Below are 16359 nucleotides of genomic sequence, written 5' to 3' on the forward strand. Positions count from 1 at the left end.
CGTCACGGTGTTGCTAAGGGGCCAGAGTGGTTAACCAAGAGAAGCTCTTCGACTACCTCAAGAAGACGGCGGCCGAACTCCAGGAGACCCGCAAGCGGCTGCACAGGCTGGAGGCGGGCGAGGACGAGCCGATCGCCATCGTCGGCATGGCGTGCCGGTATCCGGGTGGGGTGGAAACCCCGGAGGACTTCTGGGAGCTGCTCTCCGACGGACGCGACGCGGTCGGCCCGTTCCCCGAAGACCGCGGCTGGGACCTCGGCGACTTCTACGACCCGGACCCGGAAAAGGCGGGCAAGTCCTACACCCGGTCCGGTGCCTTCATCAAGGACGCCAGCGGCTTCGACGCGGGCTTCTTCGGGATCAGCCCGCGCGAGGCGCTGGCGATGGACCCGCAGCAGCGGCTGCTGCTGGAGGTGTCCTGGGAAGCGCTGGAGCGCGCCCGGATCGACGTCACCACGTTGAAGGGCAGCAAAACCGGCGTGTTCGTCGGCGGGTTCACCTCGAACTACGCGATGAGCCTGGAACTGCTGCAGGGCGGCTCGGGCGAGCTCGAAGGCCATATGATGACCGGCAACCTGACTGCCGTGCTCTCCGGCCGCATCGCCTACCTGATGGGGCTCGAAGGCCCCGCGGTGACCGTCGACACCGCGTGCTCCTCGTCGCTGGTGGCCCTGCACCTGGCCTGTCAGGCGATCCGCGCCGGCGAATGCACCATGGCGCTGGCCGGCGGCGTGACCGTGCTCGTGACGCCCGGCATGTTCGTGGAATTCTCGAAGCAGCAAGGGCTTTCGGTGGACGGGCGGTGCCGCGCGTTCTCCTCCGACGCCAACGGCACCGGCTGGGCCGAGGGCACCGGCATGATCGTGGTGGAGCGGCTGTCCGACGCGCGCCGCCACGGACACCACGTGCTCGCGGTGATCCGCGGCTCCGCGATCAACCAGGACGGCGCGTCCAACGGGCTGACCGCGCCGAACGGCCCGTCGCAGCAACGGGTCGTGCGCGCCGCGCTGGACAGCGCCCGGCTGACCCCCGCCGACGTGGACGCGGTCGAGGCGCACGGCACCGCCACCACCCTCGGCGACCCGATCGAAGCGCAGGCGCTGCTGGCCACCTACGGCCAGGAACGCGACGGCGGCAAACCGTTGTGGCTGGGTTCGGTGAAGTCGAACATCGGGCACACACAGGCCGCTGCCGGCGTGGCCGGGGTCATCAAGATGGTTCTGGCGCTGCGCAACGAAAAGCTGCCGAAAACGCTGCACGTCACCGAACCAACGCCGCACGTGGACTGGTCCGCCGGCGAAGTGGAACTGCTGACCGAATCGGTCGCCTGGCCCGTCGGCGAGCGCATCCGCCGCGCCGGGGTTTCCTCTTTCGGCGGCAGCGGCACCAACGCGCACTTCATCCTCGAAGAAGCCCCGGCGGAGGAAACGCCGGACGAAGCCGCCGAGCCCGAAGCTCCGGTCGTCGCCGGCGCCAACGCCTGGCTGGTCACCGGTCGGTCCGCCGAAGGGCTCGCCGCGCAGGCGGCCCGGATCCGGGACTGGGCGGCCGCCCGTCCGGGGCTGGACGCCGACCGGATCGCCTGGTCGCTGGCCACCACCCGGTCGGTGTTCGAGCACCGCGCCGTGGTGCTGGGCGAGGATCCGCTGGCCGGGCTGGACAGCCTGGTCGCGGAGGCCCCCAGCGGCGCGGTGGTCTCCGGGGTGGGGCGCGACGACGTGCGCCCGGTGTTCGTCTTCCCCGGGCAGGGTTCGCAGTGGCTCGGCATGGGCCGGGAACTCGCGCGGGTGAGTCCGGTGTTCGCGGCGCGGCTGGCGGAGTGCGAGCAGGCGTTGGAGTCCTTTGTGGACTGGAAGCTGTCCGAGGTGTTGGCCGGAGAGCTGACGACGGCGGATGTGGTGCAGCCTGCGTTGTGGGCGGTGATGGTGTCTCTGGCCGCGGTGTGGGAGGCGGCTGGGGTGCGCCCGGAGGCGGTGGTCGGGCATTCGCAGGGCGAGATTGCCGCGGCGACTGTTGCGGGGATGTTGTCCGTTGAGGACGGTGCGCGGGTTGTTGCGCTGCGCTCCAAGTCGTTGAAGGTGTTGGCGGGTCTAGGCGGCATGATGTCGGTTAACGCGGCCGCCGGTGTGGTGGAGGAGCGGCTGGGCCGGTGGGGTGATCGACTGTCGCTTGCGGCCGTGAATGGTCCGGCCGCGGTGGTGGTTTCGGGTGAGCCGGAGGCGTTGGCCGGGCTGAAGTCCGAGTTGGATGCCGAGGGTGTCCGGGCGCGGATGGTGGCGGTGGATTACGCGTCGCATGGTGCGCAGGTGGAAAGCCTGGAGGACGAGATCCGTGCGGTGCTGGCCGGGGTTTCTCCGCGGCGGGGCCGGGTGCCGATGGTGTCGGCGATGTCCGGTGAGACCCTCACTGGTGAGGAGTTGGACGCCGGGTATTGGTACGAGAGCCTGCGCTCGACTGTCCACTTCGAACGCGCGATCGCCACGCTTTCCGGACAGGGACACCAGATGTTCGTCGAGGTGTCCCCGCACCCGGTCCTGCTCGGTGCGATGAACGACACCCTGGAGGAGGTCGCGCGCGAGGCGGGCGCCGGTGCGGTGGCCGGGGTGGTCTGCGCGACTCTTCGCCGGGACGAGGGCGGCGCGGACCGGCTGGTCGCTTCGTTCGCCGAGGCCTTCGTGCACGGCGCGTCCGTGGACTGGACCAAACTGCTGCCCGTCGCGGCGCACGTCGAAATGCCGACGTATGCCTTCCAGCGCCGGCGTTACTGGCCGCAGGGCGTGCTGTCCGGCTTCCACGGGAAGTCCGGCAACGGGGACCTGTCGACGCTGGGGCTCGGGGTGCTCGGGCACCCGCTGCTCGGCGCGGCCGTGGACCTGGCGGGCGGCGCGGGCCTGGTGTGCACCGGGCACCTCTCGCCGAAGGCCCAGCCGTGGCTGGCCGACCACGCGGTGGACGGCACGATGCTGTTGCCCGGCACCGGATTCGTCGAGCTGGCGGTCCGCGCCGGGGACCAGCTCGGCTGCGGCGCGCTGGACGAGCTGACGCTGCAGGCGCCGCTGATCGTGCCCGCCGAGGGCGAGGGCTTGCAGCTCCAGGTCGTGGTGGCCGAGGCCGGCCGGGACGGCCGTCGGCCGGTGGAGATCTTCTCCCGCCCCGAACAGGCCGGTCCCGGCCAGGAATGGGTCCGGCACGCGGTCGGGACGGTCGCGCCCGCGGGCCCGGTCGGTTCCGCCGACGAGGACCTGCTGATGTGGCCGCCGCGCGACGCCACGCCGGTCGATGTCTCAGAGCTGTACCCGACTTACCTTGCCGACGTTTACGGTCCTTCGTTCCACGCGCTGCGCGCCGCCTGGCGCCGCGACGGGGACGTCTTCGCCGAGATCGTGCTTCCCGACGACGTAGCCGAGAAGGCCGGTTCCTACGGCCTGCACCCGGTCCTGCTGGACGCGGCGCTGCACGCCTCGGTCATCGCCGAGGTCGAGGCGGGCGTGCCGGAGGAGCCCGGCACGGTGCCGATGCCGTTCGCCTGGAACTCCGTCGAACTGCACGCCGCGGGCGCGTCCACGCTGCGGGTGCGGTTGCGGCTGGACGGGCAGGGCTCGGTTTCGCTGACCGCCGCCGACGCCACCGGAGCCCCGGTCGTTTCGGTGGGCTCGCTGGTGAAACGCCGCGTGCCGACCGGCCGGCTGCGGCCCGCCGACGGCGCGCTGGCCGACTCGCTGTTCGTCCAGGACTGGGCCGCGCTGCCGGACGCCGCCGCTCCGGCGGGGGAGTGGGCGCTGCTCGGCACCGACCGGTTCGGCCTGCTCGACGGGCTGGGGCTGCCGGTGCGGGCGTACGCGGATCTCGCCGAACTGGCCGCGGCCGTCGAAGCCGGCGAGATCGACCCGAGCGTGGTGCTGCGGTGCGCCGGTGTGGAAGACACTGGCGCGGACATGCCGGAGACAGTGCGCCGCGTCAGCGCCGCGCACCTGGAATTGCTGCACGAATGGCTGGCAGAGACCCGGTTGGCCGGTGCGCGGCTGGTGGTCGTCACCCAAGGCGCGGTCGGCGCCGAGGTGACCGACCTCGCCGGTGCCGCGGTATGGGGCCTGACCCGCTCGGCGCAGTCCGAAGAACCCGATCGCCTGGTGCTCGCGGACCTGGGCGCCGAGCGGCTCGCGCTGCTTCCGGCGGCGCTGGGCGGCGACGAACCCGAACTGCTGCTGCGCGACGGCCGCGCCCACGGCAGGCGGCTGGTCCGGCCGGAGGGCCGGTTGTCCGCGGTCGAATGGCCGGACGGCCCCCGCGCCGATCCCGCCGCCCGCACGCTGCTGGTCACCGGCGGCACCGGCACTCTGGGCGGCCTGACCGCCCGGCATCTGGCGGCCACCGGCCGCGCCGGGGGAGTCGTGCTGCTCAGCCGTTCCGGCGCGTCCGCGGGCGTGGCCGCGCTGGTGGCCGAGCTGGCCGAAATGGGCGTGTGGGTGCGAGTTGTCGCCTGCGACGCCGCCGATCGCGCCGCGCTGGCGACCGTGCTGGCGCAGCTGCCCGAAGAGCATCCGCTCGGCTCTGTCGTGCATTCCGCCGGTGTCGTGGACGACGGCGTGATCAGCGCGCTGACGCCGGAGCGGCTGGCCGCCGTGCTGCGGCCGAAGGCGGACGCCGCCTGGCATCTGCACGAGCTGACCGCCGGGATGGATCTCGATCTGTTCGTGCTGTACTCCTCGGCGGCGGCCATGTTCGGCGCGGCCGGGCAGGGCAGCTATGTCGCCGCGAACTCCTTCCTGGACGCGCTCGCCGCCTGGCGGCGCGGCACCGGGCTCGCCGGGATGTCGCTGCAACTCGGGCCGTGGGCGCACGAGGAGGGCATCGGCCGACACCTGGACCAGCAGTCGTTGTCCCGGATCGACCGCAGCTTCATCCCGTTGAGCGGCGAGGAAGGCCTCGTCGTCCTCGACGTGGCGCTGGGCCGCGACGAGCCGGTCCTGATGCCCGCGCACCTGGACCTGCCCGCGCTGCGGGCGCTGGCCGCGGGCAGCACCGAGGTCCCGCCGATCTGGCGTTCGCTCGTCGGTGCCACCGGGCGGCGGACCGCGGTCTCGCGCGTCGCGGACGGCGCGGGCGAAGGCGAGTCGCTGCGGCGGCAGCTGGCGTCGGTCTCCGGCGCGGAACGCGGCCGGGTCCTGCTGGACCTGGTGTGCGCGCACGTCGCCGCGGTGCTCGGGCACGCCTCCGTGGAAGCGATCGACGCGAACCGGGCGTTCACCGACGTCGGCTTCGACTCGCTGACCGCGGTGGAACTGCGGAACCGGATGAACGCGGCCACCGGCCTGCGCCTGCCCGCCACGCTGATCTTCGACTACCCCACGCCGATCGCGCTGGCCGGACTGCTGCGCACCGAGCTGTCCGGCGACCTGCCCGCCGTCGCGCCGCCCCCCGCCCCGACCGTGCGGCGGGCCGGAACGGACGAGCCGATCGCGATCGTCGGCATGGCCTGCCGGTTCCCCGGCGGCGCGGCCAGCCCCGAGGAGCTGTGGCAGCTGCTGGCGGCGGGCGCGGACGCCATCGGCCCGTTCCCGCAGGACCGCGGCTGGGACCTCGACCTGCTGAACGACCCGCTGCTGGGCTCCTTCGACCAGGCAGGCGGTTTCGTCCGCGACGCCAGCGCGTTCGACGCCGGATTCTTCGGCATCAGCCCGCGCGAGGCGCTGGCGATGGACCCGCAGCAGCGGCTGCTGCTGGAGGTGTCCTGGGAGGCTGTCGAGCGGGCCGGGATCGACCCCGCTTCGCTGCGCGGCACGCAGACCGGCGCGTTCGTCGGCGGCTACAGCTCCCGGTACGCGACGGATATCGACCTGGAAACTTCCGGCGTCGCCGAAGCGCAGTTGGTGACCGGCAACGCCACCAGCGTGCTTTCCGGCCGGTTGTCCTACACACTCGGGCTGGAAGGCCCGGCCGTCACGATGGACACCGCGTGTTCGTCCTCGCTGGTCGCTCTGCACCTGGCCAGCCAGGCGTTGCGCGGCGGCGAGTGCGGGCTCGCGCTCGCTGGTGGCGTCACCGTCACCGCGACGCCCGGCGTGTTCAGCGCCTTCGCGAAGGCAGGCGGCATCTCGGTGGACGGGCGATGCAAGTCCTTCGCCGCCGCCGCGGAGGGTTCCGGTTTCGCCGAGGGCGCGGGCATGCTCGTGCTGGAGCGGCTTTCCGACGCCCAGCGCAACGGGCATCCGGTGCTGGCGCTGATCCGGGGTTCCGCGGTGAACCAGGACGGCGCGTCGAACGGCTTGACGGCGCCGAACGGTCCGTCGCAGCAACGGGTAATCCGCGCGGCGCTGGCCAGTGCCCAGCTCTCCGAGTCCGATGTGGACGTCGTCGAGGCACACGGATCGGCCACCACACTGGGCGACCCGATCGAGGCGCAGGCGTTGCTGGCGACCTACGGACAGGGCCGGGAACGACCGTTGTGGCTGGGCTCGGTGAAGTCGAACATCGGGCACACGCAAGCCGCGGCGGGCGTGGCCGGCGTGATGAAGATGGTGCTCGCGCTGGGACACGAGCAGCTGCCGAAGACCTTGCACGTGGACGACCCGACCCCGCACGTGGACTGGACGGCGGGCGAGGTGCGGCTGCTGACCGAGCCGGTGTCGTGGACGCCGGGGGAGCGGGTGCGCCGGGCCGGGGTGTCGGCGTTCGGCATGAGCGGCACCAACGTGCACGTCATCGTCGAAGAAGCGCCCCAGACCGACGCGGCCGAGCCGGACCCGGACGAAACCGGGGTGCCGGTGCTGACCGGCGGTCCGTCGGCACTGCTGGTGGGCGGGCGGAGCGCGGAAGGCCTGGTGGCGCAGGCGGATCGGCTGGCCGACTGGCTGGCCGAGCGCCCGGAGCTGCCGCCGTCGGACGTGGCGTGGTCGCTGGCCACCACCCGGTCGGCGTTCGAGCATCGGGCCGTGGTGCTCGGCGACACCCACGAAGAGCTGGTTTCCGGTCTGCGCGCGGCGCCCGGCCCGCTGTCCGGGGTGGCACGGGCCGGTGGCCGGACTGCCTTCGTGTTCGCCGGACAGGGGACCCAATGGGCGGGCATGGGCCGGCAGATGCTGGCCGACAGCCCGGTCTTCGCGGCCCGGTTCGCCGAATGCGAGCGCGCCCTTTCGTCCTGTGTGGACTGGAACCTGACCGAGGCGCTCGCCGGTGAGCTGGAATCGGCGGAGATCGTGCAGCCGTTGCTGTGGGCGGTGATGGTGTCGCTGGCCGCGGTGTGGGAGGCGGCTGGCGTCGCTCCGGACGCGGTGGTCGGCCACTCGCAGGGCGAGATCGCGGCGGCGACGGTCGCGGGCATGCTGACCGTCGAGGACGCCGCGAAGGTCGTCGCCGTGCGGTCGCGGGAGCTGACCGGACTGTCCGCGCAAGGCTCGATGGTCTCGGTGGTCATGCCCGCCGGACCGGTGCGCGAACTGGTGGCGCGCTGGGGCGACCGGCTTTCCATCGCCGCGGTCAACGGCCCCGCCGCCGTGGTGGTGTCCGGCGAACCCGAGGCGCTGACCGAATTCGAACGGGAACTGGCCTCGCGGCACGTGCTGCGCTGGCGGATCCCGGCGACCGACTTCGTCGCGCACTCCCCGGCGGTGGATTCGCTGGCCGAGGTGCTCGCGGCCGGGCTGGCGAGCATCGTGCCCCGCACCGGCCGGGTGCCGATGATGTCCACGGTCACCGGCGAATGGGTGTCCGGAGCCGAACTCGGCGCGGACTACTGGTTCGCGAACCTGCGCCGGACCGTGCGGTTCGAGGACGCCACCCGTGCGCTGCTCGCCGCCGGTTATCTGTCCTTTGTGGAGGTTTCGCCGCATCCGGTGCTGACCGCGTCGGTGACCGAGACCGCGGAGGACGCCGGGACCGGCCCGGTGCTGACTGTCGGCACCCTGGAACGCGAAAACGCGGGCGCGCGCCGGATGCTCGCTTCGCTGGCCGAAGCGCACGCGGGCGGCCTCCCGGTGGACTGGACCGCGGTGCTGCCCGCGGGCAGCCGCGTCGATCTGCCCACCTATGCCTTCCAACACGAGCGTTACTGGCTGAGCGGCTCCGCCGCCGCAACGCCGCCCACCGGGGCGGAAACCGCCGAGGAAGCCCGTTTCTGGGCCGCGGTCGAAGGCGGCGACCTGGCGGGGGTCGCGGACACGCTGTCGCTGCCCGACGAAGGCCACCTGGACGCGGTGCTGCCCGCGCTGGCCTCGTGGCGCAAGCGGGAACGGGACCGCTCGGCCACCGAGTCCTGGCGCTACCGCATCACCTGGGCGCCGGTGGCCGAACCGTCCGCCGCCCGGCTCGACGGGAGCTGGCTGGTCGTCGTGCCCGCCGCGCACGCCGAGGACGAGCGGGTGCGGGCGTGCGTGGCCGCGCTCTCCCGCCGCGGCGCCGAGCCGGTGCTGATCGCGCTGGACGCCGCGGTGACCGACCGGGTCGCGATGTCGGCGGTGCTCGGACCGGTGCTGCGAGACACCGGCGAAGCGAGCGGCGTGCTGTCGCTGCTCGCGCTGGACGAGACTCCGCTGGCCGGGCACCCGGTGGTTTCGACCGGCCTCGCCACCACCACCGCATTGGTGCAGGGGCTGGACGACGCGTGCGTGGACGCCCCGCTGTGGCTGGCCACCTGCGGCGCGATCGCCGCCGGGGCGGGCGAGTCCCCGGCCAGTCCGGCACAGGCCCAGATCTGGGGCTTCGGCCGGGTGGTCGGACTCGAGTACCCGGACCGCTGGGGCGGGCTGGTCGACCTGCCCGCCGCGGTGGACAAGCGGACCGGCGCGCAGCTGGTCGCGGTCCTGTCCGGCTGCGACGAGAACCAGGTCGTGCTGCGACCCGCCGGGATACTGGGCCGCCGCCTGACCCACGCTCCCCGCCCGAAGAGCACGGGGACGTGGCAGACCCGCGGCGCCGCGCTGGTCACCGGCGGCACCGGCGCGCTCGGCGGCTACGTGGCCCGGTGGCTGGGCGAACACGGCGGCGACCGGCTCGTGCTCACCAGCCGGTCCGGTCCGGCCGTGGCGGGCATCGCCGCGCGGGCCGCCGAACTGGCCGAACAGGGCAGCCAGGTGGACGTGCTGGCCTGCGACGTGAGCGTGCGCGCCGAGGTCGCCGGGGTCCTCGACTGGATCGGCGACGACCTCTCCGCCGTGGTGCACACCGCGGCGGTGCTGGACGACGGCGTGATCGACGGCCTGAGCCCGGCCCGCCTGGAAACCGCGCTGTCGGCCAAGGGCGGTGGCGCCGCGCATCTGGACGAACTCACCGCCGGCCGCGAGTTGGACGCGTTCGTGCTGTTCTCGTCGGTGGTGGCCACCACGGGCGGGCCCGGACAGGCCAACTACGCCGCGGCCAACGCCTACCTCGACGCGCTCGCGGAGCACCGGCGAGGACGTGGTCTGCCCGCGTTGTCAGTGGCCTGGGGCCCCTGGGAAGCCGGGGTGGCGCAGGGCTCCGAAGCGGCGCGGCAACGGCTGGCCCGCAACCAGTGGGAAGGCATGATGGCACCGAAGCTCGCGGTGCGAGCGCTCGGCGAGGCTCTCGAGGGCGGCGACACCGTCCTCACGGTGACCAACATCGACTGGTCCATCATCCTGGACACCCCGCACTCGGCGGCGAGTCTGCTCCAAGTCCCGCTGATGCGGGATCTGCCGGAGATCCACCGGCTGGCCGCGCTCGTCGCGGACGCGCCCGCGGAAACGGCCGAGGGCGATCTGGCCGCTTCGCTGACCGGGCTCTCCGGCGCCGAGCGGACCCGTGTGGTGGCCGACCTGGTCCGAAGCATGGCCGCGCAGGTGCTCGGCTTCGGCTCGGGCGAGTCCGTCGACCCCGACCGCGCGTTCAGCGAGATGGGCTTCGACTCGCTGACCTCGGTGGAACTGCGCAACGACCTCGGCTCGGCCACCGACCTGCGGCTGCCCGCGACGCTCCTGTTCGACTACCCGACCGCCGGCGCGGTCACCGACTACCTGCTGGCCGAACTGCTCGGCGCGCTGCCCGAGCAGACCCGCGCCCCGGTCGCCGCATCGGCGGCGGCCGACGAGCCGATCGCCATCGTGGGCATGAGCTGCCGCTATCCCGGCGGAGTCGTCGATCCGGACGGGCTGTGGGCGCTGCTGGCCTCCGGCGGCGACGCGATCTCCGGCTTCCCGCTCGACCGGGACTGGGACCTCGGCGCGCTGGACGAGTCCTCCTATGTCAGCTCCGGCGGTTTCGTCGAGGACATCTCCGGCTTCGACGCCGGGTTCTTCGGGATCAGCCCGCGTGAGGCGCTGGCGATGGACCCGCAGCAGCGGATGCTGCTCGAACTGTCCTGGGAAGCGCTGGAGCGGGCCGGGATCGCCCCGGAATCCCTGCGTGGCACCAGCACTGGCGTGTTCGCGGGCGGCTACTCGTCCGGCTACGGCTACGACGCGGACTTCGACGGCGCGGCGCACCTGATCACCGGCAACGCGACCAGCGTGCTGTCCGGCCGGGTGTCGTACTCGCTGGGCTTGGAAGGCCCGGCCGTCACCGTGGACACGGCGTGCTCTTCGTCGCTGATGGCCATGCACCTGGCTGCGCAGGCGTTGCGGTCCGGCGAATGCTCGATGGCGCTCGCCGGCGGCGTGACCGTGCTGGTCAGCCCGGCCGGGTTCGTCGGGTTCAGCGAGCAGAGCGGACTGGCGAAAGACGGCCGCTGCAAGGCTTTCTCCGACGACGCGGACGGCATGGGCTTCGCCGAGGGCGCGGGCCTGGTCGTGCTGGAGAAGCTCTCCGACGCGCAACGGCAGGGCCACCAGGTGCTCGCCGTGCTGCGGGGTTCCGCGGTGAACCAGGACGGCGCGTCGAACGGTCTGACCGCGCCGAACGGTCCTTCGCAGCAGCGCGTCATTCGCGCGGCACTGGCGAATGCCGGGTTGTCGCAGTCCGATGTGGACGTGGTGGAGGCGCACGGTACGGGCACCAAGCTCGGCGACCCGATCGAGGCACAGGCGTTGTTGGCGACGTATGGCCGGGATCGGGACCGTCCGCTGTGGCTGGGTTCGGTGAAGTCGAACATCGGGCACACGCAGGCGGCGGCCGGCGTGGCGGGCGTGATCAAGATGGTGCTGGCGCTGCGGGAGCGGCAGTTGCCGCGCACCCTGCACGCCGGGGTGCCGTCTTCCCAGGTGGACTGGACGGCCGGTCAGGTCGAATTGCTGACCGAGAGCACGCCGTGGCCGGCCAACGGGCGTCCGCGGCGCGCCGGGGTGTCGTCGTTCGGGCTGAGCGGCACCAACGCGCACGTCATCCTGGAGGAAGCGCCCGCCGAGGCACCCGCGGAGGTCGAGGAGCGCGAGCCGGTGCTCAGTGCCGGTGAGGCTGGGGCGTGGGTGCTGTCCGGCCGGACCGTCGAGGGCCTCGCGGGCCAGGCGGAGCGGCTGCACGACTGGGTGCTCGACCGGCCGGAGCTGTCGCCGGCGGACGTGGCCTGGTCGTTGGCGACGACCCGGTCGGTGTTCGAGCACCGAGCCGTGGTCACCGGCGATTTTCCCGCTGGGTTGCGAGATCTGGTCGCCGGGACGCCGTCGGGCTCGGTAGTTGCCGGATCGGCGCGGGCGGGAGTGCGTCCGGTGTTCGTGTTCGCCGGGCAGGGTTCGCAGTGGGTCGGCATGGGGCGGGAGCTCGCGCAGGCGAGTGCGGTGTTCGCGGCGCGGCTGGCGGAGTGCGAGGTGGCTTTGGGGTCTTTTGTGGACTGGAAGCTGTCCGATGTGCTCGAAGGCGAGCTGGAGTCGGCGGATGTGGTGCAGCCTGCGTTGTGGGCGGTGATGGTGTCTCTTGCCGCGATGTGGGAGGCGGCTGGCGTCGCTCCGGACGCGGTGGTCGGGCACTCGCAGGGCGAGATCGCGGCGGCGACGGTGGCGGGCATGTTGTCCCTTGCGGACGGTGCGAAGGTCGTTGCGCTGCGGTCGAAGTCTCTCAAGGCGCTGGCGGGCTTGGGCGGGATGTTGTCGGTCAGCGCGGCGGCCGGTGTGGTGGAGGAGCGGATCGCCAGGTGGGGCGAGCGGTTGGCGTTGGCTGCGGTGAATGGTCCGTCCGCGGTGGTGGTTTCGGGTGAGCCGGAGGCGTTGGCTGAGTTGAAGTCCGAGTTGGATGCCGAGGGTATCCGGGCGCGGATGGTGGCGGTGGATTACGCGTCGCATTGTGCGCAGGTGGAAAGCCTGGAGGACGAGATCCGTGCGGTGCTGGCCGGGGTTTCTCCGCGGCGTGGCCGGGTGCCGATGGTGTCGGCGATGTCCGGTGAGATCCTCACTGGTGAGGAGCTGGACGCCGGGTATTGGTATGAGAGCCTGCGCTCGACTGTCCACTTCGAACGCGCGATCGCCACGCTTTCCGGACAGGGCCACCAGATGTTCGTCGAGGTGACTCCGCATCCGGTCCTGTTCGGCGCGATCACCGACACTGTCGAGGACGCCGCTGCCGTGTGCGGCACGCTCCGCCGGGACGACGGCGGTGCGGCGCGGTTGCTGACCTCGTTCGCGGAAGCTTTCGTGCAGGGTGCGCCGGTGGACTGGGCGGCGGTGCTGCCGTCGGGGAACCGGGTCGAGCTTCCGACCTATGCGTTCGAACGTGAGCGTTACTGGCCGAAGGCCGCGACCGGCCGTGGCGGGGACGCGGTGTCCCTTGGCCTGGGCGCGGTGGACCACCCGTTGCTCGGCGCGGCGGTCGAATTGGCCGGCGGCACGGGTGTCCTCTGCACCGGTCGGTTGTCGGTGCGTACGCATCCGTGGCTGGCCGACCATGTGGTGGGTGGCGTGATCCTGTTGCCCGGCACCGGGTTCGTCGAGCTGGCGGTGCTGGCGGGCGACCAGGTGGGCTGCGGTCTGCTGGAAGAACTGACCTTGCAGGCGCCGCTGGTGATCCCGGCCGAGGGCGGCGTACAGGTCCAGGTGGTTCTCACCGACGCCACCGACGACGGTCGCCGCACGGTGGAGGTGTTCTCCCGCCGGGACGGAACCGGTGAAGAGTGGACCCGGCACGCCACCGGGGTGCTGGCCCCGGTCGCGGCCTCGCCGGCCGCGGACGAACTCTCGGTGTGGCCCCCGCAAGGCGCGGAAGCGATCGTCATCGACGGGATGTACACCGCCGAAGGCGCTTACGGCTACGGCCCGGCGTTCCAGACTCTCCGCGCGGCTTGGCGGCTCGACGACGAGATCTACGCCGAGGTCCGGCTTTCCGGGGACACCGCGGAGGAAGCGGACGCGTTCGGCCTGCACCCGGCGCTGCTCGACGGGGTGCTGCACGCCAGCGCACTGCTCGGCACGGCTGAGCCGGGCGAGGCGCGGCTGCCGTTCGCGTGGAACGGCGTCCGGCTGCGGGCCGGCGGTGCGTCCGTGCTGCGCGCCCGGCTGCGTCGGGACGACGCCGGTGCTCTCGCCGTGCTGGCCGCCGACACCGCCGGGGCCACCGTGATCTCGGTGGACTCGCTGGTCACTCGGGCGGTTTCGCTGGAGCAGGTCCGCGCGGCCGGTGCGACGCAGCCTGACTCGCTGTTCACCGTGCAATGGCAGCCGATCGCGGAAACCGCCGCGAAGACCGGCGACTGGGCCCTCCTTGGCACTGATCGCTTCGGAGTCGCGGACGCGCTGCCGATGACATCCTTCGCGGACCTCACGGCGCTGGCCGAGTCCGGCACGGTGCCGAGCGTGGTGGTGGTCTGCGCCGGTGGCGCCGACGAGACCGACACGGCCGAGGCCGCGCGGCGCGCCACCACCGAGACGCTGGAACTGATTCAGCACTGGCTGGCCGACGACCGCTTCGAGACGGCGCGGCTGGTGGTCCTGACCCGGCGCGGCCTGGCGACCGCCCCCGGCGAACCGGTGGCGGACCTGGCGTCCGCGGCGGTCTGGGGTCTGGTGCGCTCCGCGCAGTCGGAGAACCCGGACCAGGTCATCCTGGCTGACTTCGCCGAGGGCAGGGACCTCGCCGCGTTGCCGTCCGCAGTGGACAGTGGTGAGCCGGAGGTGGCCATTCGTGGTGGTGTCGCGCTGGGACGGCGGCTGACCCGTCCGTCCGGCGATCTCGTACTGCCGAAGGGCTTGTGGCGGCTGGACCCGGACACGGGCGGCTCGCTGGAGGGCCTCGCGCCGGTCTCGCTCGCCGACGCGGCGCTGGAGCCGGGCCAGGTCCGGGTGGGCGTGAGGGTCGCGGGCCTGAACTTCCGGGACGTGCTGATCGCGTTGGGGATGTATCCCGGCGGTGGCGTGATGGGCGGTGAGGTCGCGGGCCGGGTCCTGGAGGTCGGGCCCGGCGTGACCGGCTTCGCGGTGGGCGACCGGGTGCTGGGCATCGTGTCCGGCGGGTTCGGCCCGGAGGTGATCGCCGACGCGCGGCAGCTCGTGCCCATCCCCGAAGGCTGGACGGACGTCGAGGCCGGTGCTGTCCCGTCGGCCTTCCTGACCGCCTGGTACGCGCTGGTGGAGTTGGCGGGCGCGCGGTCCGGGCAGCGGGTGCTGGTGCACGCGGCCGCGGGCGGTGTCGGCATGGCCGCGGTGCGCATCGCGCGCTATCTGGGGCTGGAAGTCTTCGCGACCGCCAACCCGGCGAAGCACGGTGTGCTGGCCGGTCTGGGTCTGGACGCGGACCACATTTCGACCTCGCGCGGTGTTGAGTTCGAGCAGGATTTCCTTGCTGCGACGGATGGTCGCGGTGTGGATATCGTGGTGAACTCGTTGGCGGGCGAGTTGGTGGACGCGTCGCTGCGGCTGCTGCCGCAGGGCGGTTCGTTCGTGGAGATGGGCCGCACCGACCTGCGGGACCCGGAGAGCATCCCGGCGGGGATCGACTACCGGCCGTTCACCCTGGCGGAGGCCGGGCCGGACGGACTGCACGACATGCTGGTCCAGATCGTCGAACTGATGGCGTCCGGGGTGCTGGCGAAGTCGCCGGTGCGGGTGTGGGACGTGCGGCGGGCGCGGGACGCGTTCCGGTTCATGTCGCAGGCCAAGCACACCGGCAAGATGGTCTTCACCATTCCGGCGGCTGCGGCAGTGTCGGGTTCCCGCTCGGCGCTGATCACCGGTGGCACCGGGACGTTGGGTGGTCTGGTCGCCCGGCATCTGGCGTCGACCGGGCGTGCGGACGAGTTGGTGCTGACCGGCCGTTCCGGCCCGGGTGCGCCGGACGTCGCCGCGCTGGCCGCGGAGCTGGCCACCTCGGGTGCGTCAGTGCGCGTTGTCGCCTGCGATGCGGCGGAACGCGACGACCTCGCCACCGTGGTGCGCCGGGTGCCGTTGCTGAAGACCGTGGTGCACACGGCCGGTGTGCTGGACGACGCGACGATCGCGTCGCTGACGTCCGAGCGCGTGTCGGCGGTGATGCGGCCCAAGGTCGACGGTGCGTGGAACCTGCACGAGCTGACCAAGGACCGCGAGCTGGACGAGTTCGTCCTGTTCTCCTCGGCGGCTTCCACCTTCGGTGCCGCCGGGCAGGGCAACTACGTCGCGGCGAACTCCTTTTTGGACGGTCTCGCGGCGGACCGGCGCGCGGCGGGGCTGCCGGGCACGTCGCTCGCGTGGGGTTTGTGGGCCGAAGCGAGCGCGTTGACCGGACAGCTCAGCGACAGCGAGCGCTCCCGCATCAACCGCGGCGGGATCGGGGCGCTGAGCGCCCAGGACGGCCTTGAGCTGTTCGACCGTGCGCTGGCGCGGGACGAATCCGTGCTCGTGCCCGCCCGGCTCGACGTCGCGGGCATGCGCGCGAAGGTCCGGACCGCCGAGGACGTGCCGCCGCTGTGGCGCGCGCTGGTCACCGGCGGCCCGGCTCGGCGGGCGGCGATGTCCGCCGGCGCCGGTGGCGCCGATTCGTTGCGGCAGCGGCTGGCCGGACTGTCCGAACAGGACCGGGACCGCGCACTGGTCGACCTGGTGCGCACCCACGTGGCGGCCGTGCTCGGGCACGGGTCTTCGGAGGCGATCGACGCGAACCGGGCGTTCACCGACCTGGGCTTCGACTCGTTGACCGCGGTCGAACTGCGGAATCGGCTGAACACAGCGACCGGACTGCGGCTGCCCGCCACGCTGGTCTTCGACTACCCGAACGCGGTCGAGCTTGCCGGTCTGCTCCGGGACAAGCTGGTGCCGGACCTCGAAGCGCCCGACGGCGCGCAGGCGGCCGAGGACCAGCTCCGCGCCGCGCTCGCCGCCGTTCCGCTGGCGAGGTTCCGCGAAGCGGGGCTCATGGAGGGGCTGCTGCGGCTGGCCGGCGTCGAGGATTCGGCGGCCGAAGAGGACGCGGGCGACATCGACGAGCTGGACGCGGACAGCTTGATCCGCCTGGTGCTCGAAACCGACAGCGAATGACCGTGACGATGCGGGACGAGTGGGATGGGTGGAAGCA

General features: G+C 72.6%; 1 protein-coding gene. It reads left to right on the plus strand.

Going from position 1 to position 16359, the window contains the following annotated elements; translation table 11 throughout:
- The first annotated feature begins 26 nt into the window (after window positions 1–26).
- The gene (locus BKN51_RS44175; protein WP_101607286.1) at window positions 27–16322 is read left to right on the plus strand and encodes a type I polyketide synthase; all 16296 of its coding nucleotides are present in this window, start codon (window positions 27–29) and stop codon (window positions 16320–16322) included.
- Window positions 16323–16359 lie beyond the last annotated feature (37 nt).

Source organism: Amycolatopsis sp. BJA-103, assembly GCF_002849735.1.
In the GTDB taxonomy this organism is placed as follows: domain Bacteria; phylum Actinomycetota; class Actinomycetes; order Mycobacteriales; family Pseudonocardiaceae; genus Amycolatopsis.